This window comes from Curtobacterium sp. 1310, from assembly GCF_017834105.1.
In the GTDB taxonomy this organism is placed as follows: Bacteria; Actinomycetota; Actinomycetes; order Actinomycetales; family Microbacteriaceae; genus Curtobacterium.
The window spans coordinates 789,010-812,213 of sequence record NZ_JAFICY010000001.1; the positions used below are offsets into that span (position 1 = coordinate 789,010).

At 71.9% G+C, this 23,204-nt stretch carries 17 protein-coding genes; 5 read left to right on the top strand and 12 right to left on the bottom strand.

What is annotated here, in order from left to right:
• Nucleotides 1-88 precede the first annotated feature (88 nt).
• Complete coding sequence (locus JOD95_RS03640) at nt 89-1,207, top strand: polyprenyl synthetase family protein (RefSeq protein ID WP_209683089.1); 1,119 nt, start codon at nt 89-91, stop codon at nt 1,205-1,207.
• 153 nt (nt 1,208-1,360) lie between these two features.
• On the opposite strand, the gene JOD95_RS03645 is transcribed toward JOD95_RS03640, so the two are convergent.
• On the bottom strand, nt 1,361-1,717 hold the full coding sequence (locus tag JOD95_RS03645) for an Rv2175c family DNA-binding protein (protein WP_251160128.1): 357 nt from the start codon (nt 1,715-1,717) through the stop codon (nt 1,361-1,363).
• A gap of 171 nt (nt 1,718-1,888) precedes the next feature.
• Here JOD95_RS03645 and JOD95_RS03650 point away from each other — a divergent pair, with 171 nt between their 5' ends.
• On the top strand, nt 1,889-3,154 hold the full coding sequence (locus JOD95_RS03650) for a LysM peptidoglycan-binding domain-containing protein (RefSeq protein WP_307810357.1): 1,266 nt from the start codon (nt 1,889-1,891) through the stop codon (nt 3,152-3,154).
• Nucleotides 3,155-3,266: 112 nt separating this feature from the next.
• On the top strand, nt 3,267-5,309 hold the full coding sequence (gene pknB / locus JOD95_RS03655; RefSeq protein ID WP_209683095.1) for a Stk1 family PASTA domain-containing Ser/Thr kinase: 2,043 nt from the start codon (nt 3,267-3,269) through the stop codon (nt 5,307-5,309).
• 253 nt (nt 5,310-5,562) lie between these two features.
• Here the strand turns inward: pknB and JOD95_RS03660 are convergent, their stop codons facing one another.
• The 3 genes from JOD95_RS03660 to JOD95_RS03670 form a co-directional block, all read right to left on the bottom strand.
• A complete protein-coding gene (locus JOD95_RS03660; RefSeq protein WP_144411431.1) occupies nt 5,563-6,906 on the bottom strand; it encodes a class II 3-deoxy-7-phosphoheptulonate synthase in 1,344 nt (447 codons plus the stop codon).
• Nucleotides 6,907-7,093: 187 nt separating this feature from the next.
• Nucleotides 7,094-7,816, bottom strand: a complete 723-nt coding sequence (locus JOD95_RS03665) for a 1-acyl-sn-glycerol-3-phosphate acyltransferase (protein WP_066653708.1) — start codon at nt 7,814-7,816, stop codon at nt 7,094-7,096.
• A gap of 41 nt (nt 7,817-7,857) precedes the next feature.
• A complete protein-coding gene (locus JOD95_RS03670) occupies nt 7,858-8,811 on the bottom strand; it encodes an ROK family glucokinase (RefSeq protein WP_066653706.1) in 954 nt (317 codons plus the stop codon).
• Between the two features lie 233 nt (nt 8,812-9,044).
• Between JOD95_RS03670 and JOD95_RS03675 the strand changes: the two genes are divergently transcribed.
• A complete protein-coding gene (locus JOD95_RS03675) occupies nt 9,045-10,892 on the top strand; it encodes a long-chain fatty acid--CoA ligase (protein ID WP_307810358.1) in 1,848 nt (615 codons plus the stop codon).
• Nucleotides 10,893-11,004: 112 nt separating this feature from the next.
• Here JOD95_RS03675 and JOD95_RS16610 read toward each other — a convergent pair whose 3' ends face one another.
• The 3 genes from JOD95_RS16610 to JOD95_RS03685 form a co-directional block, all read right to left on the bottom strand.
• Nucleotides 11,005-11,130: a hypothetical protein gene (locus tag JOD95_RS16610; protein ID WP_268746771.1), complete on the bottom strand. Its 126-nt coding sequence runs from the start codon at nt 11,128-11,130 to the stop codon at nt 11,005-11,007.
• Between the two features lie 189 nt (nt 11,131-11,319).
• The gene (locus tag JOD95_RS03680; RefSeq protein WP_209683100.1) at nt 11,320-11,823 is read right to left on the bottom strand and encodes a peptide deformylase; all 504 of its coding nucleotides are present in this window, start codon (nt 11,821-11,823) and stop codon (nt 11,320-11,322) included.
• 1 nt (nt 11,824) lies between these two features.
• Entirely contained in the window at nt 11,825-15,235 is a 3,411-nt protein-coding gene (locus JOD95_RS03685) for a pyruvate carboxylase (RefSeq protein ID WP_209683103.1), read from the bottom strand.
• A 60-nt stretch (nt 15,236-15,295) separates the two neighbouring features.
• On the opposite strand from JOD95_RS03685, the gene JOD95_RS03690 reads away from it, so the two are divergent.
• Complete coding sequence (locus tag JOD95_RS03690; protein WP_058729211.1) at nt 15,296-16,108, top strand: ParA family protein; 813 nt, start codon at nt 15,296-15,298, stop codon at nt 16,106-16,108.
• An 822-nt stretch (nt 16,109-16,930) separates the two neighbouring features.
• On the opposite strand, the gene JOD95_RS03695 is transcribed toward JOD95_RS03690, so the two are convergent.
• The 5 genes from JOD95_RS03695 to JOD95_RS03715 form a co-directional block, all read right to left on the bottom strand.
• Complete coding sequence (locus JOD95_RS03695; protein WP_066658032.1) at nt 16,931-17,491, bottom strand: MerR family transcriptional regulator; 561 nt, start codon at nt 17,489-17,491, stop codon at nt 16,931-16,933.
• A 199-nt stretch (nt 17,492-17,690) separates the two neighbouring features.
• Entirely contained in the window at nt 17,691-18,395 is a 705-nt protein-coding gene (locus JOD95_RS03700; RefSeq protein WP_066653699.1) for a MerR family transcriptional regulator, read from the bottom strand.
• Nucleotides 18,395-18,874: an FHA domain-containing protein gene (locus JOD95_RS03705; protein WP_066653698.1), complete on the bottom strand. Its 480-nt coding sequence runs from the start codon at nt 18,872-18,874 to the stop codon at nt 18,395-18,397. The genes JOD95_RS03700 and JOD95_RS03705 overlap by 1 nt, the downstream gene beginning before the upstream one ends.
• A 190-nt stretch (nt 18,875-19,064) precedes the next feature.
• The gene (locus tag JOD95_RS03710; protein ID WP_209683106.1) at nt 19,065-20,663 is read right to left on the bottom strand and encodes a chitinase; all 1,599 of its coding nucleotides are present in this window, start codon (nt 20,661-20,663) and stop codon (nt 19,065-19,067) included.
• The gene (locus tag JOD95_RS03715) at nt 20,663-23,098 is read right to left on the bottom strand and encodes a glycosyltransferase family 2 protein (RefSeq protein WP_066653693.1); all 2,436 of its coding nucleotides are present in this window, start codon (nt 23,096-23,098) and stop codon (nt 20,663-20,665) included. Before JOD95_RS03715 ends, JOD95_RS03710 begins: the two co-directional genes overlap by 1 nt.
• Between the last annotated feature and the right edge of the window lie 106 nt (nt 23,099-23,204).

Consider the following 23,204-nt stretch of genomic DNA (forward strand, 5'->3'; position numbering starts at 1 on the left):
ACAGCTGGTGTGCCGCGCTGCCGCCGGGTTGTGGCATCGCTGAAGTGGACCGATTCTATGACTCGACCGCTCCACTAGGGTAGGAGTCGTGGCTGAGAGTACGCGATTAGTGGACCTCGTTTCGGCACGGGTCGGACGGGCACTCGACGAGCAGCGTGATCGGCTCCTCGCGATCAGCCCGGACCTCGCGCCGTTCGACCGGTACGCCCGTGACCTACTGTCCGGCGGCAAGCGCTTCCGAGCGCTGTTCTGCTACTGGGGATGGCAGTCCGTGGCGGGCCGCTCGGGGTCCTTCGACCCCCTCGCCGAGGGCTCCCGCCAGACCACGGCCGAGGCCGTCGTCACGGTGGCCGCCGCGCTCGAGATCTTCCACGCCGCCGCCCTGGTGCACGACGACATCATGGACCGCTCGGACACCCGTCGTGGTCGTCCCGCCGCGCACCGGCGCTTCGAGTCCCTGCACGAGGAGTCCGGCTGGGTCGGCGACCGCTCGCTGTACGGCACGAACTCGGCGCTGCTGCTCGGGGACGTCCTGCTCTCGTTGAGCGACTCCGTCTTCGACGAGGGGCTCGCGCTCCTCGACCCGGCGCGCGCACGCATCGTCCGCCAGGAGTTCCACACGATGCGGCTCGACGTGACCGCGGGGCAGTACCTCGACGTGCACGAGGAGACGGCCTGGCCGACGATCGACGAGACCGAGCACCTGGTGCGGGCACAGCGGGTCATCGTCTTCAAGTCGGCGAAGTACTCGATCGAGGCGCCGCTCGTCATCGGAGCCCTGGTCGCCGGCGCCTCGGAGGCGCAGCTCGAGGGCCTGCGGTCCTTCGGCCTGCCGCTCGGCGTCGCGTACCAGCTCCGCGACGACGTGCTCGGTGTGTTCGGCGACCCCGAGGTCACCGGCAAGCCCGCCGGCGACGACCTCCGCGAGGGCAAGCGCACCGTCCTCATCGCCTCGGCCCGCAAGGCGCTCCCGCCCGGCCCGAGGCAACTGCTCGACGAGCTGCTCGGCGACCCCGACCTCGACGAGGAGCAGGTGCAGATGCTGCGCGCCACGCTCACCGAGTCCGGGGCGGTCGCCGCCGTCGAGCGCTCGATCGACCGGCACGTGCAGCGCGCGAAGGCAGCGCTCGAGGCCGCGCCGTTGACGCCGTCGGCGCGCGACCAGCTGCTGTCGCTGGCCGACACGGTCAGCACCCGCGTCGCCTAGACGCCGACCACGACGACGGACGGGAGGCCCGTGGCGACACCGCCACGGGCCTCCCGTCCGTCACCAGATCGTCCTCACCGGGGCGGCTCCTGCTGCGCGAGCCAGCCCGCCGGGACGGGTCTCCGGTCCAGGGCGCCGGGTCGGCTCCCGGGCTCAGAGCAGGGACTGTGCGACGCGGCGCACCTCGGCCTTGCGGCCGGCGCGCAGCGCGGCGATCGGCGAGGTGCGGAGTGCGGGCTCCTCGGAGAGCATCCAGCGGACCGCCTCGTCGTCGGAGAACCCGTTGTCACCGAGGACGATCAGCGTGCCGCGCAGCTCCGGCATCGGCTCGGAGCCGTCGAGGAACTCGCTCGGCACCCGCAGCACGCCGCCCACGCGGGCAGCCAGCAGCGTCTTCTGCTCGAACAGGCGGTGGATGCGCCCGGGGCTCACCCCGAGCAGGTCCACGAGGTCGGGCACCGTCAGCCAGCGCTCGGAGAGGGTCGTGTCGTCGGTGGGTCCATCACTCACCCGCCCCATGTTGCCAGAGCACCGGCCTGCGTCGTGCCGTCACGCTGATCACACGAGTCACACGCGCAACACGCGGCTCTCTGGTTGACTTGGGAATCACGCCATGTCAGCGTGGAGCCACCTGTGAGTACCCGCTCCCGCGCACGGCTCACCCAGGACAGGAGACAACCCGTGGACAACGCTGCAGACGACGCCGCCCGGCGCGCTCGATCCGCCCGGTTCGCCACCATGCCCATCGTCCTCGCGGGCACGATCGCCGTGACCGCCGGCCTCACCGGCCCGGTGGCGCACGCCGAGCCCCGGCACGACGACGCCGCGAAGAAGCGGCACGTGGACGAGGACCGGAACGTGGGCCAGCGCCCGGTGTTCGGCACCGCCGTCGCCCGCCCGTCGACCACCACCGTCACCACGGTCGCCGCGGTGTCGAAGGCCCCCACCACCTACACGGTGCGTCAGGGCGACACCGTCTCGGGCATCGCCGCGCGCTTCGGGCTCTCGGCGCAGGAGGTCCTGGTCCGCAACGGCCTCGGCTGGAACACGATCATCCACCCCGGGCAGACGCTGCACCTGTCCTCGACACCCGCCGCCCCCGCAGCAGCACCCGCGACGTCGAGCACGAGCGGCAGCTACCACGTGAAGTCGGGCGACACCGTGTCCGGCATCGCCGCCCGCGTCGGCGTGTCGACCTCGGCGATCCTCGCCGCGAACAACCTCTCGCAGCGCTCGCTGATCTACCCGGGCCAGACCCTGACCATCCCCCGCGCCGGGACGGCACCCGCCGCGAAGCCGGCGCCTACCGTGAGCACCGCGCCGGCCGCACCTGCCCGGGCGTCGAGCGTGAAGATCGTCGCCGGCGACACCATCGGGGCGATCGCGGCGAAGCACGGGGTGTCGGTGAAGGCACTCCTCGCGGCGAACGGCCTCAGCTACACGAGCACGATCTACGCGGGGAAGACCCTCGTGCTGCCCGCTGCGACCTCGAAGCCGACGACCACGCCGACCGGGGGTGCCGTGACCACGGCCGTCGGCAGCGTCAACGGCGTCGAGCTGACCGGTGAGCAGCGGCGCAACGCGGCCACCATCGTCAGCGTCGGCCGGACCCTCGGCGTCCCCGACCGCGGCATCGTGATCGCCCTCGCAGCGGCTCTGCAGGAGTCGAGCCTGCGCAACCTGTCGCACGGCGACCGCGACTCCGTCGGCCTGTTCCAGCAGCGTCCGAGCCAGGGCTGGGGCACGTCGGCAGCACTGCAGGACCCGGCCACCGCCGCCGAACTGTTCTTCGTGGGAAACCCCGGCAAGACCCGCGGCCTGCTCGGCGTGCGTGGGTGGTCGTCGATGGCCCTGACCGACGCCGCCCAGGCGGTCCAGGTCTCCGCGTACCCGAACGAGTACGCGAAGTGGGAGCAGACCGCGCGCGCCCTGCTGGCCTCGCTCTGAGGTCCCGCCCGTCTGGTCGGCCGGACAGCCGACTCATCCTCGAGATCGAGATTGGGTCACGGTCGGTGCGTCAGGTCGGACCGTACCGGCAGCCCTTCGTAGAATGCCGCCGATGACCACGAACGCCGCAACGGACCCGATGATCGGTCGCATGATCGACCAGCGGTACCGCGTGCGCTCGCGCATCGCGCGCGGGGGCATGGCGACGGTGTACCTCGCCACCGACGTCCGGCTCGAGCGTCGCGTCGCGATCAAGATCATGCACGGGCACCTGGCCGACGACCAGGCCTTCCGTGAGCGCTTCATCCAGGAGGCCCGCTCGGCCGCCCGGCTCTCCCACCCGAACCTCGTCGGCGTGTACGACCAGGGTGCCGAGGACGACACGGCGTACATCGTCATGGAGTACATCCCGGGCATCACCCTGCGCGACCTGCTGCAGGAGCACCGGGCACTCACCCCGGAGCAGGCCACCGACATCCTGCGCGCCGTGCTCGCCGGCCTCGCGTCGGCGCACCGTGCCGGCATCGTGCACCGCGACCTCAAGCCCGAGAACGTCCTGCTCGCCGACGACGGGCGCATCAAGCTCGGCGACTTCGGCCTGGCGCGGGCGACCACGGCGAACACGGCCACCGGAGCAGCCCTGCTCGGCACGATCGCGTACCTGTCCCCCGAGCTCGTGACGCGCGGCGCCGCCGACTCGCGCAGCGACATCTACGCACTCGGCATCATGCTCTACGAGATGCTCACCGGCGAGCAGCCCTACAAGGGCGACCAGCCGATGCAGATCGCCTACCAGCACGCCAACGACACGGTCCCGGTGCCGAGCGCCGCGGAGCCGGGCGTCCCGCCGGAGCTCGACGACCTGGTCGCCTGGGCCACCGCCCGCGACCCCGCAGACCGTCCGCGCGACGCCCGCGAGATGCTCGACCACATGTCGGGCAACCAGCAGCGCGCGACCGGCCAGTACCGCACCGCGGTGCTGCGTCCGGAGAACGCCACCGCGATCCTGCCGGCCGGCAGCGCGTCGCCCTCCTCGGCCGATGCGTCCGGACGGTGGGACGGCCCCGAGCAGGACGACGCCACCCGGGTGATCGCCGACTCGACGGGCGGTGCGCCCGCTGCTCCGGCCCGCCGCGGTGCGCCCGGCCCCCGACGCACGGGAGCCCAGCCCGGGACGCTCTCCCCGGCGGCGCAACGCCTCGCCGACAAGTCCGTCAAGCGTCGGAAGCGCGGGTGGATCCTGCTCGCGGTCGTCGTGGTCCTCGCGATCATCGCCGGCGTCGTCGGCTGGGCCCTCGGTCCGGGGCCCTGGGGCAACGTCCGCATCCCCGAGGTCGCCGGGAAGTCCGTGGCACAGGCCCGGCAGCTGCTCCAGGCACAGGGGCTCCAGCCCACCGCCGAGACCGACAGCCGGTACGACGCCGTCGTGGCGAAGGGGCAGGTGTCGACGACCAAGCCGGCGGCCGAACGCGAGGTCCGCAAGGGCACCCCGGTGCGGATCGTCGTGTCGGACGGCCCGCGGATGATCGCCCTGCCCGCGATCGTCGGGCAACCGCTGTCGACCGTGACGGCCGCACTGGACGACGACTTCCAGCTGCAGGACGACCAGTACGAGTTCTCGGCCGACGCTCCGGAGGACACCGTGATCGCGGCGAAGGGCCTGGGCACCGACGGGCAGACGGTCGACCTGTCCTCCGTCGGCGAGTACGCCGAACGCGGGCCGGTCACGCTCACGGTCTCGCTCGGCGCCGTCCCGGACGTCACGGGGAAGACCCTCGACGGCGCGACCGCCGCGCTCGACGCCGTCGGTCTGGTCGTCGGGGCCCAGCAGGAGCGCTACAGCGACGACGTGCCGAAGGGGCAGGTCATCTCGTCCAGCGTCGAGGACTCCCCCGCCGTGCAGGGCTCTGCCGTCGACCTCGTGCTCTCGAAGGGCCCGACGCCGATCACGCTGCCCGACGTCGCCGGCAAGACCATCGACGAGGCGACCTCCACGCTCGAGAACCTCGGCCTCGACGTGAAGGTGCCCGACTGCACGAACGTGCTCTGCCGCTTCTACGACTGGAAGTCGGCGCTCCCGGTCACCGCGACGGACCCGGTCCAGGGTTCCACGGTGTACCGCGGCGACACGATCACGCTCTCCTACGAGCAGTAGCCGCCAGGCGGCCGCTCGGCTGCTCGACCGCTCGCCGGTTCCGGTCGCACGACGTGCCGTCGGCGAACGCTGCGGTCGCACGACGTGCCGTCCGCGCGGAACGTGAGCGGCAGGTCGTGCGACCGGAACCGGGCAGGACGGGCGACCGGAGCCGGGCAGGACAGGCCGGGCAGGACGGGCGGGAGACGAGCGGACGGACGGGAGGCGCGGTGCCGGGCTGGCACCGCGCCTCCCGTCCGGCGTGCGGTCGCGACTACGGCCGCTGGTAGGGGTGGGCGCTCAGCTCCTCCGCCACCAGGAAGGCGAGCTCGAGCGACTGCATGTGGTTGAGCCGCGGGTCGCACAGCGACTCGTAGCGCGTCGCCAGGGTCGCCTCGTCGATCTGCTCGGAGCCGCCCAGGCACTCGGTGACGTCGTCACCGGTGAGCTCGACGTGCATGCCGCCCGGGTAGGTGCCGACCTGACGGTGCGCCTCGAAGAAGCCGAGGACCTCGTCCACGACGTCGTCGAAGCGACGGGTCTTGTAGCCCGTCGGGGTCGTCAGGCCGTTGCCGTGCATCGGGTCGGTCACCCAGAGCGGGTTCGCGTCCATGCCCTTGATCGCCTCGAGCAGCTTCGGCAGCTCGTCGCGGATCCTGCCCGCACCCATCCGGGTGATGAACGTCAGACGACCGGGCTCGCGCTCCGGGTCGAGCGTGTCGACCAGGGCCTTCATGTCGTCCACGGTCGTCGTCGGGCCGAGCTTCACACCGATCGGGTTCCGCACGCGGGACAGGAAGTCGACGTGGGCGCCGTCGAGGTCGCGGGTCCGCTCGCCGATCCAGATGAAGTGGCCGGAGGTGTCGTAGGCGAGACCGGAGCGCGAGTCGATGCGGGTCATCGGCCGCTCGTAGTCCATGAGGAGCCCCTCGTGCGAGGCGTAGAACTCGGTGTGCTTCAGCGCCTCGAAGTCGGCTCCGCAGGCGTCCATGAAACGGATCGCGCGGTCGATCTCCTTCGCGAGGTGCTCGTAGCGGGCGTTCGCCGGGTTCGACGCGAAGCCCTTGTTCCACGAGTGCACCTGCCGCAGGTCGGCGAACCCGCCCTGCGTGAAGGCACGGACCAGGTTCAGCGTCGACGCGGCCGTGTGGTAGCCCTGCACCAGACGGCGGGGGTCGGCCTGCCGGCTCTCCGGGGTGAAGTCGTAGCCGTTCACGATGTCGCCGCGGTACGCCGGCAGCGTCACGTCGCCGCGCGTCTCGAAGTCGCTCGACCGCGGCTTGGCGAACTGCCCCGCCATGCGTCCCATCTTGATCACCGGTGTCGAGGCACCGTAGGTGAGCACGACGGCCATCTGGAGGATGGTCTTCACACGGTCACGGATCGAGTCCGCCGTGGCTCCGGCGAAGGTCTCGGCGCAGTCGCCGCCCTGCAGCAGGAACGCCCTGCCCTGCGCCGCTGCGGCGAGCCGGTCACGGAGCTTGTCGACCTCGCCCGCGAAGACGAGCGGCGGCAGCGTCGCGATCTCGGCCGACGCCGCCTCGGCCGCGGCGCGGTCGGGCCAGGTCGGCTGCTGCTTGATCGGCAGGGTGCGCCAGTGGTCGAGACCCTCGATCACGTCCGGATCCTGCAGGGCGACGACGTCGGTCGACTCGATCAAGGCGGTACCTCGGTGTTCTGGGTCGGGCGGGAGCGGGAGGCCTGCGCGCAGGCCGGTCCGGCCGGGGCCGGAGTCCTCAGATCCTACCGTCCGCGCCCGACCCGCCGCTCCCGCGTGACGCGGGGGCGACGACGGCGGTCGCCCGTCAGGCGGTCGGCGTGCGGCGGTCCTTCATGACCTGCTCACGAGCGCTGCTGGCACGCTCCTTGACGCTCGTCGCGTACACGTCGACGTACTCCTGGCGGCTCAGTCCGGCGAGTTCGTGCATGACCTCGTCGGTGACGCTGCGCAGGATGAACCGGTCGGTCTCGAAGCCCTCGAAGCGCGAGAAGTCGAGCGGCCTGCCGAAGACGACGCCGACGCGCTTGAACTTGGGGAACTTCTGGCCGATCTGCTGCACCTCGCGCGTGCCGACCATCGCGACCGGAACGACGGTCACCCGGCCCTCGAGGATCATCCGGGCGATGCCGGTGCGGCCGCGGTAGAGCTTGCCGTCCGGGCTGCGGGTGCCCTCGGGGTAGATGCCGAGCTGCTCGCCGCGTGCCAGGACCTGGAGCCCGGTGTGGAGCGACGCCTCGGACGCCTTGCCGCCGGAGCGGTCGATGGGCAGCTGCCCGATGGCGTTGAAGAAGGTCTTCGTCGCCCAGCCCTTGAGGCCCCGACCGGTGAAGTAGTCGCTCTTCGCCAGGAAGGAGATCCGCCGGTCGAGCACCGCCGGCAGGATCACCGAGTCGATGAACGAGATGTGGTTCGACGCGAAGATCACCGGGCCCTTCGCGGGCACGTGCTCACGGCCGACGACCCAGGGTCGGAAGAGCGTCAGGATGAGCGGGCCGAGCAGGAAGTTCTTGAGCAGCCAGTAGGTCATCGTCGACTCCAGTTCGGGACGCGCGTACCGTCGGGGTGACCCTACGCCGTGCGGGCGTGGATGCGGGCGAGGTCGGCCGCGCCGACGACGCCGGCGTCGTTCACGAGCTCGGCGATCACGAAGTCGGGCTCCGGGTGGTACCCGCGCGCCGGCAGGTTGTTGAGGTAGGCCTGCTTGATCGGCTCGAGCAGACGGTCGCCGGCGCTCGCGACACCGCCGCCGAAGACGAACAGCTGCGGGTCGAGCACCGCGGACAGCGACGCACAGGCCTCGCCGAGGTGGCGACCGAGGCGACGGAGCGCGGCGAGGGCGCCCGGGTCGTCGGCCAGGATCAGGTCGCCGACGATCGCGCCGTCGAGCTGCCCGCCGTTCTGCTCGCGCGCGTCGGCGAGTGCCGAACCGATGCCGCCGGCGTCGGCGACGTCGTTCGCCATGCGCTGCAGGGCACGGCCGGAGCCGTACTGCTCGATGCAGCCGCGGGCGCCGCAGCCGCAGGGCAGGCCGTTCGGGACGATCCGCAGGTGACCGATCTCGCCGCCGGTGCCGAAGCCGCCGCGGAAGAGCCGGTCCTCGGTCACGATCGCGCCACCGACACCGGTCCCGATCGTGAGCATCGTCATGTCGGACACGAGGCGACCGGCACCGAAGCGGAACTCCGCCCAGCCGGCGGCGTTCGCGTCGTTGTCGACGGTGATGTGCAGGTCGCCGAGGCGCTCCTGGAGCTTCTGCCGGAGGGGCTCGTTCCGCCAGCGGATGTTCGGCGTGTAGTAGACGATCGACTGCGACGCGTCGATGAAGCCCGGTGCCGCGACACCGACCGCTCCCACGTCGTGGGCGGCTCGCAGACGGGTGACCATCGTCACGACGTCGTCGAGCATGGCGTCCGGGTCCGCCGCGTTGGTGGCGACGCGGTCCTCGGCGAGGATCTCGCCGAGCTCCGAGACGACCGCTCCCGCGATCTTGGTGCCCCCGATGTCGATTCCGATGGCATGCACGAGGGTCGAGCCTACCGTCTCCGCGTGGTGACGCCGAACGCCGGCAACGCGACCGAGGTGGGCGCCGGGCACCGCTTGCCCGCACGGCGCCGACCGACGACGCCCGACGGCTGACGAGGTGCTGCGAACCGCACCGGAGCCCGTCCGTCCGGTGCCGCTCCGCCCGTATGCTGGCGGTGACGTCTCATCGTCGAGGCGTCCTCGTATCGCACCGGCCGACAAGGGAGTCAACCGTGAACGATCAGCGGCAGCCCGCACCCAACTCCGCACCCGACCACGGCTCCGCCGCCCGACTGCTCTCCGACCGGGCGCGTCGGACGCCCGACCGGCCGATCCTCGCCCAGCGGCACGGCGACACCTGGACGACCGTCAGCGCCGCGGACACCCTCGCGCGCGTCCGCGGGATCGCGAAGGGCTTCGTCGCCGCCGGGCTCGAACCGGGTGCGCACGTCGCGATCCTGTCCCGCACCCGCATGGAGTGGACGCTCGTCGACTTCGCCGTCTGGACCGCGGGGCTCGTGTCCGTGCCGGTCTACGAGACGAGCTCCCCCGACCAGGTGCGCTGGATCCTCTCCGACTCGGAGACCGTGGCGATCGTGGTCGAGCAGGAGGAGCACGCACGCCGGGTGGCGTCGATCGCCCCGGACCTGCCGCACCTCGGACAGCACTGGACGATCGACGGCGGCGGTCTCGACGACCTGGTCCGCCTCGGCGAGACGGTCACCGACGCCGAGCTCGACGCCCGCACGGCGGACGTGCACGGGCACGACGACGCGACGATCATCTACACGTCGGGCACCACCGGACGCCCGAAGGGGTGCGTCCTGCGGCACGACAACTTCACCGGGACGGTCGAGGGCGCCACCGAGGCGATGCCCGAGGTCGTCGCCGACGGGTCCTCCACGCTGCTGTTCATCCCGATGGCCCACGTCTTCGCCCGCTTCATCGCGGTGATGTCGATCTCGACCGGGGTGCTCGTCGGCCACGAGCCGGACACCCGCGACCTCATGCGGGCCGTGTCGACGTTCAAGCCGACCTTCCTGCTGGCGGTGCCCCGCGTCTTCGAGAAGATCTACAACTCGGCCGAGCAGAAGGCCGACCTCGGCGGCAAGGGTCGGATCTTCCGTGCCGCGGCCGACGTCGCGGTCGCGCACTCCGAGGCGGTGGCCGCGGGACGGGTGCCCCTCGGCCTGAAGCTGCGGTTCGCGCTGTTCGACAAGCTGGTCTACGCCAAGCTGCGCGACGCGATCGGTGGACGCGTGCAGTACGCGATCAGCGGCTCCGCTCCGCTCTCCCCCCGCTTGTCGCACTTCTTCCGCTCGATCGGCGTGCACATCCTCGAGGGCTACGGCCTGACCGAGACGACCGCGCCCGCGACCGTGAACCGGGCGCGCGAGCTCCGCATCGGCACGGTCGGTCGAGCACTCCCGGGCGTCGAGGTGCGGATCGCCGACGACGGCGAGATCCTGATCCGCGGCGTCGACGTGTTCGACCGCTACTGGCACAACGACGAGGCGACCGCGAAGGCCTTCAGCGACGGCTGGTTCCGCACGGGCGACCTCGGGCGGCTCGACGCCGACGGGGTGCTCACGGTGACCGGTCGGGCGAAGGAGCTGATCGTCACCGCGAGCGGCAAGAACGTCGCGCCGGCGCCGCTCGAGGACGGCATCCGCGAGCACCCGCTGGTCGGGCAGGTGGTGGTCGTCGGCGAGGGCAAGCCCTTCGTCGCCGCGCTCGTCACGCTCGACCGGGAGATGCTCCCCGGCTGGTGCGAGGCCCGCGGCATCACCCCCGCGCTCACGCCGCGCGAGGCCGCCTACGACGAGCGCGTGCACGTCGCCGTACAGGAGGCCGTGGACACCGCGAACCAGCGGGTGTCCCGGGCCGAGTCCGTGCGGTCCTTCACCATCGTCGACACCGAGCTGACGGAGGCCTCCGGCCACCTCACCCCGAAGCTGACGATCAAGCGCGCCGTCGTGCTGCGGGACTTCGCCGCGGACGTCGAGCACATCTACTCGGGGTCGAAGGTCCAGACCACGGCCACCCCCGTGGTCGCGTCCCGACGACGGGGCCGCGCGTAGGGACGACGGACGGGAGGCCCGGTGCCGGTCCGACGGACCGACACCGGGCCTCCCGTGTGTCGTCTGCGCGCGGGGCGCGACCCGTCGCCGGGTCCGCGGACGCGCTTCCGGATCAGGCCTCCGGGGCCTGCACCTCCGGCGCGTCGAGGACGGCGACCGACGACGTCGTCGGCGCGGGGTCGGGGCGGCGGTTGGTGCGGGTGCGGTGCGAGCTGAGCTCGTCGTTCTGAACGGTCATGCTGGGTGTCCTGAGGGTGTGGGAGCCGTGTCGGTGGGAAGCCGACGCGGACACGGTACCTCGCGACCGGGACGTTCGGACAATCCCGCGAAGGGGTGTCACGCCCTGGTCGCCGGAAGCGGCCCGTCCGCGTGCGCCGCCGGTCGCGGGAGCGGCCGGGGCGCCGTCGCCCGCGTGCTCGGGACGCGGTCAGTGGAACCAGGACTGGGCGCGGACGTCACGCAGTGCGGCGCGACGGACCTCCGGGGCGAGGGTCATCACGTAGACGGTGCCGTCGAGGTGGTCGACCTCGTGCTGCAGCGCCTCCGCCATCAGCCCGGTGCCCTCGAGGACGACCTCGGCGCCGTCGACGTCGACGCCGCGGACCCTGGCCCACGGGTGGCGCGGGGTCGGGTAGGAGAGCCCGGGGACGGACAGGCAGCCCTCGTCCATGAGCTCGACCTCGCCGCGCACCTCGACGACCTCGGGGTTGAGCACGTACCCGACCTCGCCGTCGACGTTGTACGAGAACGCGCGCAGGCCGACACCGATCTGCGGAGCGGCCACGCCGGCACGACCGGGCTCGCGCACGGTGTCCAGGAGGTCATGCACGAGGTCGCGCACGCCCGGCGAACCGAGGGAGTCCGGTGCGATCGGGTCCGCGGGGGAACGGAGGACGGGGTCGCCGAACAGGCGGATGGGACGGACGGTCACGTTACTGCAGCACCACCAGGAGGTCGCCGGCGTCCACCTGCTGGGTCACCGGGATCGCGAGACGGCCGACGGTGCCCGACACGGGCGCCGTGATGGCCGCTTCCATCTTCATCGCCTCGATGCTCGCCACGGGCTGACCAGCCCGGACGACGTCACCGACGGCGACCTTGAGCGTCACCACACCGGAGAACGGTGCGGCGACGTGCTTCGGGTCGGACGGGTCCGCCTGCTCGGCGACCTTCGTCGCGACCTCGACCGAGCGGTCACGGACGGCGACCGGGCGGAGCTGCCCGTTCAGCGTCGTCATGACCGTGCGCATGCCCCGCTCGTCGACCTCGCCGATCGCCTCGAGCCCGACGAGCAGCTCCACGCCGCGCCCGAGCGGTACGACGTGCTCCTGCCCGGGACGCAGACCGTAGAGGTAGTCGAGGGTCGGCAGCACCGAGAGGTCGCCGTACTGCTCCCGCACCGCGGCGAACTGCCGGGTCGGCTGCGGGAAGAGCAGTCGGTTGAGGGCCTGCTGCCGCTCGGGTCCGGCGGTCGCGAGCGCGGCGCGCTCCGACTCCGGCACGGGGGTCGTCCCGACGTGCACCTCGCGGCCCTCGAGCACCTTCGACCGGAACGGCTCCGGCCACCCGCCGGGCAGGTCGCCGAGCTCGCCGGCCATGAAGCCGATCACCGAGTCGGGGATGTCGTACTGCTGCGGGTTCTGCTCGAAGTCGTCGGGGTCGGCGCCGACCGCGGCCAGCTGCAGCGCCAGGTCGCCGACGACCTTCGAGGACGGCGTGACCTTGGTCGGGCGGCCGAGGATGCGGTTCGCCGCGGCGTACCAGTCCTCGACCTGCTCGAAGCGGTCGCCGAGTCCCAGGGCGATGGCCTGCTGCCGGAGGTTCGACAACTGCCCGCCGGGGATCTCGTGCTGGTACACGCGGCCGGTCGGACCGGGCAGGCCGGACTCGAACGGGGCGTACGCGCGACGGACCGCCTCCCAGTAGGGCTCGAGCGCGCCGACCGCGGTCAGGTCGAGGCCGGTGTCGCGCTCGGTGTGCGCCAGCGCCGCCACGAGCGCGGACATGCTCGGCTGGCTCGTCGTCCCGGCCATCGGCGCCGCCGCGACGTCGACCGCGTCGGCGCCGGCCCGGCTGGCCGCCAGGAGCGTCGCGAGCTGCCCGCCGGCGGTGTCGTGCGTGTGCACGTGCACGGGCTGGTCGAACCGCTCGCGCAGCGCGCCCACGAGCCGCTCGGCCGCTCCCGCACGGAGCAGACCGGCCATGTCCTTGATGCCGATGACGTGCGCGCCGGCCTCCACCATCTGCTCGGCGAGCCGCAGGTAGTAGTCGAGCGTGTAGAGGTCCTCTGCCGGGTCGAGGAGGTCGCCGGAGTAGCAGAGCGCCGCCTCGGCGACGGCCGTGCCGGTCGCGAGCACGGCCTCCAGGGCGGGACGCAGCTGGCTGACGTCGTTCAGCGCGTCGAACACACGGAAGACGTCGACGCCGCTCGCGGCGGCCTCGGCGACGAAGGCGTCGGTGACCTCGGTCGGGTACGGGGTGTAGCCGACCGTGTTGCGCCCGCGCAGCAGCATCTGCACCGGGATGTTCGGGATCGCCCCGCGGAGTGCCGCCAGGCGCTCCCACGGGTCCTCGCCGAGGAAGCGCAGGGCGACGTCGTAGGTCGCTCCGCCCCAGGCCTCGACGCTCAGCAGCTGCGGGGTGAGCCGGGCCACGTGCGGCGCCACGGCGACCAGGTCCTTCGTCCGGACGCGCGTGGCGAGCAGCGACTGGTGGGCGTCACGCATCGTCGTCTCGGTGACCGCGAGCGCGGTCTGGGCGCGGAGCCGTCGCGCCCACTCGGCGGGGCCGACCTGCAGCAGCAGGTCGCGCTGCCCGGACGGCGGCGCGGCGGACAGGTCGACGGCCGGGAGCTTCTCGACCGGTTCGACGGTCTGCGGGCGACGCTCGCCGTTCGGCTTGTTCACCGTCACGTCGGCGAGCCACCCGAGCACCTTCGTGCCGCGGTCCTTCGACACGTGGCCGCCGAAGAGCTGCGGGCGCTCCTCGATGAACTGCGTCGAGACGTCACCACGGGCGAAGTCCGGGTCGTCGAGCACGGCCTGCAGGAACGGGATGTTCGTGCTCACGCCGCGGATGCGGAACTCGGCCAGGGCACGCTTCGCCCGGGCGACGGCCGCCGGGAAGTCCCGCCCACGACAGGTCATCTTCGCGAGCATCGAGTCGAAGTGCGGGCTGATCTGCGCACCCGTCGCGACCGTGCCGCCGTCGAGCCGGACCCCCGCGCCACCCGGGCTGCGGTAGGTCGTGATGCGTCCGGTGTCCGGACGGAAGCCCTGCGTCGGGTCCTCGGTCGTGATGCGGGTCTGCAGCGCCGCACCGTGCACGGCGACGGTGTCCTGCGCGAGCCCGAGGTCGGCGAGGGTCTCCCCCGCGGCGATGCGCATCTGCGACTGCACGAGGTCGACGTCCGTCACCTCCTCCGTCACGGTGTGCTCGACCTGGATGCGCGGGTTCATCTCGATGAAGACGTGCTGGCCGGCACGCTCGCCCTCGGTGTCGAGGAGGAACTCGACGGTGCCGGCGTTGACGTAGCCGATCGACCGGGCGAAGGCGACGGCGTCACGGTGGAGCGCGGCGGCGATCGCCGGATCGAGGTCGGGCGCCGGTGCGATCTCCACCACCTTCTGGTGGCGGCGCTGTACGGAGCAGTCGCGCTCGAAGAGGTGGATCGTGCCGGCGTCCGTGCCCGTGGCGTCCGCGAGGATCTGCACCTCGATGTGCCGCGGACGCAGGACGGCCTGCTCGAGGAACATCGTCGGGTCGCCGAACGCGCTGTCGGCCTCGCGCATCGCGGCCTCGAGCGCCTCGCGGAGCTCGGCCTTCGTCTCCACGCGGCGCATCCCGCGCCCACCGCCGCCGGCGACCGCCTTCGCGAAGACCGGGAACCCGACGGCGTCGGCGCCCGCGAGCAACTCGTCGACGTCGCGGCTCGGTGGGGTGCTCGCGAGGACCGGGACACCGGCGGCGATCGCGTGCTCCTTCGCGGTGACCTTGTTGCCGGCCATCTCGAGGACGTGCTCGCCCGGCCCGATGAACGTGATCCCCGCAGCGGAGGCAGCGGCGGCCAGCTCCGGGTTCTCGGAGAGGAAGCCGTACCCCGGGTAGATCGCGTCGGCACCCGACTCGCGGGCGACACGGATGATCTCGGAGACGTCCAGGTAGGCACGGACCGGGTGACCCGGCTCGCCGATCACGTAGGCCTCGTCGGCCTTCAGCCGGTGCAGGGATCCTCGGTCCTCGTACGGGTAGACGGCCACCGTCCGGGCCCCCAGCTCGTACGCGGCACGGAACGCGCGGATGGCGATCTCGCCACGGTTCGCCACGAGGATCTTGCTGAACACGACGTCCCTTTCAGCCCGGGTTGAGGTGTCACAACCTTACTGGCGGTAACGTGGCTCACCGTGCATGTACTCAGCGTGAGCTCCCTCAAGGGTGGTGTCGGCAAGACGACGGTGACGCTCGGCCTGACATCGGCCGCGTTCGCCAAGGGACTGCGCACGCTGGTGGTGGACCTCGACCCGCAGTCCGACGTCTCGACCGGCCTCGACATCGACATCTCCGGCCACCTCAACGTCGCCGACGTCCTCGAGAACCCGAAGGAGAAGATCGTCCGCCAGGCGATCGCCCCGTCCGGGTGGACGAAGGGCTCGCAGGGCAAGGTCGACGTGCTCGTCGGGTCGCCGTCCGCCATCAACTTCGACGGCCCCCACCCCTCCATCCGGGACATCTGGAAGCTGGAGGAGGCGCTGGCGAACGTCGAGCAGGACTACGAGCTGGTCCTCATCGACTGCGCCCCGTCGCTCAACGCCCTGACCCGCACCGCCTGGGCTGCCTCGGACCGCGTGACCGTGGTCACCGAGCCGGGCCTGTTCTCCGTCGCCGCCGCGGACCGCGCGCTCCGTGCGATCGAGGAGATCCGCCGCGGGCTCTCCCCCCGCCTGCAGCCGCTCGGCATCATCGTGAACCGGGCGCGCGTGCAGTCGCTCGAGCACCAGTTCCGCATCAAGGAACTCCGGGACATGTTCGGCCCGCTCGTGCTCTCGCCGCAGCTGCCGGAGCGCACGTCGCTGCAGCAGGCGCAGGGCGCGGCGAAGCCCCTGCACGTGTGGCCCGGCGAGTCGGCGCAGGAGATGGCGAAGAACTTCGACCAGCTGCTCGAGCGCATCATGCGCACGGGCAAGATCGGTCCGTACGCCGAGGGCGGCGCCGCCTAGGCGCTGCCGCCTCTCCGGGCCGGCTTCCTCCCCCGGACCGGCTGCTCCCCGGCCGGCTCCTCGCTGGGCCGGCCGTCGAGCGCGCAACATCTGTCACGGTCGAGGTCCCCGGACCGGCTTCGCGCTGGGCCGGCCGTCGAGCGCGCAACATCTGTCACGGTCGAGGTCCCCGGACCGGCTTCGCGCTGGGCTGACCGTCGAGCGCGCAACATCTGTCACGGTCGAGGTCCCCGGACGACGGATCCCGCCCGCGCCGTGACGACCCGGCGGCATGTCCTGCTCGCTCGGATCGGCGCGCACTGAAGCCGATGCGCACCGAGGCGAGCCCTCGACCGTTCGGGCCCGTCATCCGCTGAACGGCCGAGATGTCGCACGCTCGACTCGATGCAGTCGTCGACGGTCCTGGTCGCACGACATGCCGTCCGCACGGGAGCTGAGCGGCAAGTCGTCCGACCGAGACGGACACTCGCGGCAGTTCGCGCGACCGGAACCACCCGCCCGGGGGCCGGGGCCCGGGCTCGGGGCTCGCGTCCCGGGGGCCGGGGCTCGGGGTCGGGGCTCGCGTCCCGGGGGTCGGGGCTCGGGTCTCAGCAGCCGAAGGTCGGTGCTCGAACGCCGAGTGAGCAGGACACGCGGGTCGTCGGCCGCCGGGCGGGCTCTGCCGGGTGCCGAGTGGGCACGACACGCCGCCGGTGGGACGCCGAGTGGGTCGGGGACGTCGTCGGACGGCGCGAGCGTGACAGATCTGGCCCGGTCGAGGGCACCGGACGACGCACCGACGACTGTCCGGCGGAGCCGGACGAGCGGGAGGGCGAGGAACGGCTAGGACGCGCGGTTCGCCCGGCGGGCGGCGAGCTCGTCGGCGGGGTCCGCAGCAGGGGTGGCGTCGAGCTCGACCAGGGAGCTCTCGACCTCGCGCAGGACCTTGCCGACCGCGATGCCGAACACGCCCTGGCCGCGGGACACCAGGTCGATGACCTCGTCGTCCGAGGTGCACAGGTAGACCGACGCCCCGTCGGACATCAGCGTCGTCTGGGCGAGGTCGGACACGCCGGACTCGCGGAGCTGGTTCACGGCGGTGCGGATCTGCTGCAGCGAGATCCCGGTGTCGAGGAGTCGCTTGACGAGCTTGAGCACGAGGATGTCCCGGAAGCCGTAGAGCCGCTGCGACCCCGACCCGGCAGCGCCGCGGATGGTCGGCTGCACGAGCTCGGTGCGGGCCCAGTAGTCGAGCTGTCGGTACGAGATGCCGGCCGCGCGTGCGGCGACGGTGCCGCGGTAGCCGTTCTGCTCGTCGTGCTCGGGGAGGCCGTCGGTGAAGAGCAGGCCGAGGTCGTACCGAGTCATCTCGGACTCGGTACCGGGGGTGTCAGTCCCACTCATGTGCATGCCTTCCACGACGTTCGAGCTCCCACCAGAAGGTTCAACGACGGGTTGAGAGTTGTTCCGAGGTCCACGGTAGCGACTCGGACACGGTCTGCCCGGCACATCCGCACCGGCGCGTCCGGCGTGTCGAGGATACGCCCCGACCACCGACGGTCGACAGGGCGCAGCCCCGGTCCGGACGCCGACCGGTCGCCGGTCATGCGTCGAGTCGGCCGATCGCCGTGCGGATCAGGTTCGACCGGACGACCTCGAGCTGCCCGGCGATCTCGCGCGCGAGCTCCGTCGCCTTGGCCCGCGAGGTGGCGTCGCCCCGGCGGGACACCGGCATGAGGGCCGACTCGATCAGGCCGACCTCGCGCTCGACGACACCGCGCATGGTACGCAGGTGCCGCGGCTCGATGCCGGTGCGCTGCAGTTCGACGAGGGCCTTGAGCACCGCCACGGCGTCGTCGCCGTAGGTGTCGGCCGCGGGCAGCAGCGACGCCGAGACCGCGTCGGTCAGCAGCATCGGCGAGGCACCTGCAGCGCGGACGGTCTCGTCCCGCGTGTACCGACGCTCGCGGCCGAGGATCGACGGTCTCGGGGCGTCACCGCCGCCGGGCAGGACGGGCTCGCGCCCCGCGTCGAGATCGGCGAGGTAGTCCTTGATGACCTTGAGCGGCAGGTAGTGGTCACGCTGCAGACCGAGCACGATCCGGAGCCGCTCGACGTCGGCCGCCGAGAACTTCCGGTACCCACTGGCGGTGCGGATCGGCGTGACGAGCTCGCGTTCCTCGAGGAAGCGGAGCTTCGAGCTCGACAGGTCGGGGAAGTCGGGCTTCAACCGGGCGATGACCTGCCCGATGGTGAGCAGGTCCGGTACCGCAGCACCGGCCCGGGCTGCGGCGGACCGCGCAGCCACTACGCGGTCGCCAGGCGCGCCAGGTCGACCCGGGATGCGTAGAACGTGAGGCGGAACTTGCCGACCTGCACCTCGGCGCCGTCGGTCAGGAGTGCCTCGTCGATGCGCACGCCGTCGAAGTAGGTGCCGTTCAGCGACCCGTTGTCCTTGACGCTGAAGGCCGTGCCGTGGCGCAGGAACTGCGCGTGCTTCCGCGACACCGTCACGTCGTCGAGGAAGATGTCGGCAGCGGGGTGCCGACCGGCCGTCGTGACGTCGGAGTCGAGGAGGAACCGCGCGCCGACGTTCGGACCACGCCGGACCACCAGCAACGCCGAACCCGAGGGCAGGGCGTTGATCGCCTCGCGCTCCTCGGTCGAGACACCGGACTCGGCCGTCAGGGCCGCTCCCATGTCCATGCTGAAGGTCAGGGTCGTGTCGACCAGCCGCTGTTCCGGAGTCTTCTGACCACCCGGCTGCGGGACCACTGGCTCTGGCATCGTGGACCTCCTCCTCTTGGCGCACCAGCGTATCGGAAACGGGTGACCTCGCGGGAGCCCCGAACGGGGCTGGGGAGAACTCAGGAGCACGCGCACAGCGAACACACCGCCGTGACCCAGCCGACGGACGGGAGGCACGGGGCGGACCCGCACCGTGCCTCCAGGCCGGACCGGATCGCGGGGTGCGTCGTCACGGTGCCGGCGTCGCCGTCGCGGTGGCGGTCGGCGCCGGCTCGCCCGAGGCGAGCCCGTCGAGGATCCGACGCACCTCGGCGTCCTTCAGACGGACCCAGGGCGACCCGTCCGGGTCGCTCGTGGACGCCTCGGGGCTGTCGCCGGTGTTCCACCACTTCGACTGGTACGGGATGCCGTGGAACAGGACGCGGGCGCCCGTGTCGTACTGCTTCGTCCCCGACCACGCGGCGTAGGTCCCGTCGGGCAGCGTCAGCGGTTCCACGGGCTTCTCCCCCGGCAGGACCGGGCCGATGATCTGCCACGGCGTCTCGTACGCGCTGAGCACCGGATCGTCCGGCAGGTCGCCCGACGTCCACCACTTCGCCTCGTAGACGTTGCGGTGCCACACCACCTTCGTGCCCTCGAGGTAGGACGCGTCCTGGTCCCAGACCGGGTAGGGACTGGTCTTCGGGTCGTCGGTGGGCTGCTCGGTGGCGGAGGGCTCGGCCTCCGTGACGTCGGAGGCCGCCGCGACGATCCCGCCGCCGAACCCCTTGCCGAGCACGTCGGCGAAGAGCAGTCCGTCCTGGTCGACGCCGGAGCACGAGTTCGAGACGGTCGACAGGTTCACGTAGTTCGACCCACACGTGGTGTCACGGTTGAGCGACCACATCGACATGCGCCCCAGCCCGCGGTCGCGCGCCCAGGCGTTGAGCTTCCGGGCATCGCTGAGCGAGAACACCTCGTCACGGAGGTCGTTCTGACCGATCATGGGCGTCGCCCCGACCTTGTGCCAGAGGGTGCCGTCACCGAGGGGCGTGCCCGCGCGCTGGTACAGGACACCGAGCTGTCGCTGGACCTCCTGCAGCGCCTGCACCGATGCCGAGTACATGCTCTGGCTCGACCCCTTGGCCTCGCCGTAGTCCATCGTCATCGCGTTCACCCCGGCGAGGTCCACGCCGGCGGCGAGGAACTGCGCGACCGCGGTGGTCCCGTCGGACGTCAGCCCCGAGGGCGCGGCCGGCAGGGTGAGCCACACCGCGAGCGGGTGACCGGCGGCCCGGCGCTCGTCCTGGAGCGCCGCCACCGCCTTTGCACGCCGCTCCCCCGCAGCGCGGTTCGTGAGGTCGTCGCCCTCGACGTCGAAGTCGACGGTCGACAGGTCGTAGCGCTGCACGACCTGCCGGTAGGCACCCAGCAGGGCGGACGCCTTCGTGCAGGTGGTGGCGAGCTCGTCGTTCGCCAGGCCGCCGAACGACACCCCGACCTCGCCGTGCTGCTGCTGCAGACGGGCGACACGGCGGTCGAGGTCGAGCTGGTCCGCCGCACCCTGCAGCGAGTAGTACGAGCCCCAGGTCGGCGAGCAGGCGTCGTCGTGGTCGGCGACGACGAAGGACAGCATGACGTTGCGTCCCTTGGCCGACTTGACGTCCTCGAACGCGAAGACCGGGGTCGCGGTGACGTCGGTGTAGGCGGCGAACCACGCTGGTTGCCGTTCGGTCGCCTGCGCCGAGTGCCAGCGGTCGAAGCCGGCGTACCCGGCGACGGCGACGGCGGCGGCGACCACGACCGCGATGGTGACCCGGACCGGGGAGAGTCGTCTCGTCGTCGACATCAGGCTGCGCTCCGTTCCTGGCGCGGGCCGGTCGCGTCGGCCTGGGCGGACGCGGTGGCACGTGCGCCCGCCGCTCCGACGACGTCGGCGTCGTGCCGGACGGGCAGGTTGCCGCCGCCGTGTCCGAAGTACAGGACCGCGTGCCAGTCCTCGAGGACGGGCTCCGGGACCGGGCGGACACCGCCGCGACGACGTCCGCGCCGACGGTCGGCACGGGCGGCCGCACGAGCGGTACGACGAGCGGCACGACGGGCTGCGCGCGCCGACGGGTCGTAGTACATCCAGCGCGTGGCCCACAGCCAGACGTCGACCACGGAGTTCCACACGCCGATGTAGGCGACGATCGCGTAGGTGGCGAGGAGCGCGTTGAAGGCGGCGAAGACCGCGTTCCCCCAGTTCTGCGCGCCGTAGTCGCGGACGAAGGTGAAGACCGAGAAGGCGACGATCGCGTAGGGCGCGAGGACGTAGAGCGCCGGCGAGGCCGTGCGGTCCCGCACCTTGGGCGTCCGCGCGAACGGGATCTTCTTCGCCGTGAGGGCCTGCTGGATGCTCTTGAGCACGCCCGCGACGTTCACCGGCGTGAGGATGAGGTTGAAGCCGTAGATGCGGAAGACGTCCGTGCGCTTGTAGCCGCAGTACCGCAGGTCGCTCGACAGCAGCCAGAAGTAGGGCAGCGCCGCGAGCAGCACCATCGGGCTGAGCAGCCGCGAGTCGTACGGGTACGCGAGCAGGAAGACGAGCCCGAACGACGCCCAGGTGATCGACGCCATGTAGTTGACGCGCAGCGCCATCTCGACGAGACCGACCCGCTCGCCTCGTGCCCGGCGCTCACGGACCTGGCGGACGTACTTCGGCAGGATGAGGAGGCCGCCGTTCGCCCAGCGGCGGCGCTGGACGACGAGCGACCCGAAGTCCGGCGGCGTGGCGCTGTACGAAAGCCGCTCCGGGTAGTTGACGAGCGTCCAGCCGTGCATGCCGAGGTCGACGCTCGACTCGGTGTCCTCGATCACGGTGCGGTCCTGGACGTAGCGCTTCACCTCGAAGCCGCCGACGGTCTCGACCTCCTCGATGTCACGGAGCGCCTGGGTGCGGATGACGGCGTTCGCCCCGACCCAGAACGTCGCGTCGTACCGGGACATCCCCTGGTGGAGGATGTGCTGGATGTCGGTGGTGGCCCCCGCGAGCCGCTCGATGCGCGTGGCAGCGCCGCGGAAGGACGAGTACGGGGTCTGCGTCACGGCGACCCGGGCGTTCTCCGGCTGCTCGAGGAAGTAGACCAGGCGCAGGCAGTAGTCGCGGAGCAGGACGGAGTCGGCGTCGAGCGTCAGGAGGTAGTCCGACGCCGGGACCACGAGGTCGGCCGCGTCGGCGTCGTCCACGGTGCGCAGGACGGTCCCGGACGCGGTCTCGTCGAACGCGTACGCCCCGCCCATCAGGCCGATGTAGGCGTTGAGGTTCATCGCCTTGTTGGCCTCGTCGGAGAGGTTCACGTACCGCTTCCGCTCGAACGTGGTCAGTTCCGCCGTGAAGGTCCAGGCGAGACGGCGCTGCAGCTCGAGCGCCCGCGCCGAGGTCACCTCGCTGAAGTCCTGACCGAGGGCGACGGCGTCGGCGATGGCCGCTTCGAGGGCCTCGGCGGTCAGCCGGAACTCGTCGGCGAGCCCGACGAGCACCTGGTCGTGGAAGAACCGGTCGACGTGGTCGGCGACCTCGTGCTCCCGGGCGTTCCGGCGGAGCCACGCGTCGGCCCAGCGGTGGTGCTCGACGAGGGTCCGGAGCGCGTGCGTGCTGGCGAACGGTGCGGCGTCCGCCTCGACCTCGGCCGAGAAGAGCGCTTCCTGGAACCGGCGCGAGGGGACCTCGAGCTGTGCCTGGATACGGTCCGCGACCGCGCGCGTGCGCTCCAGCTTGTCGAGCGTCGCCGGGTCGGTCGGGAACGGCGCGTCGTCGACGAGCAGGACGACCCGCAGGGACGGGTACTCCTGGAGCGCTGCCGACCAGAGCGTGGTCGCGACGACGTCCGGCTCCTCGGCGTAGCTCGGGACGAGGACGGTCATCGGTGCCTCGTGGCCGGAGGCGAAGTGTCGGTCGAGCTCGGCGCGCGGGACCCGCACGTGGCTCGCGAACCGCTCCATCGCACCCTGGCGGGCCACCAGGTGCATGAGCGCGGAGAAGGTCAGGAAGGTGACGACGACGAGGTACGAGATCGCCTCGGTGGTGAAGCGGAAGCTCTCGGTGCCGTAGTCGAGGAACTGGCGGATCACGGTGTAGACGACGTACGCCAGCCAGAAGGCGACGGTCAGGATGATCGCCACGCGACCGGAGACGAGCTTCCGGTCGGAGGGGCGTGCGTGCAGGGTGTCGAGCGGACGGGTCCGGCGCTCGGCACCCCACTGACGACGGCGCGTCGGTGCGCCGGCAGACGGATCGGGCATGGCAGTCCTTCGTTCCTTCCGGACCAGCACTCCGTCGGGTCGGGCGCTGTCGGGGGTCCGGTCGGTCGGGACGACGGTACGAGAGATCCCGCAGGCCGCCGACACC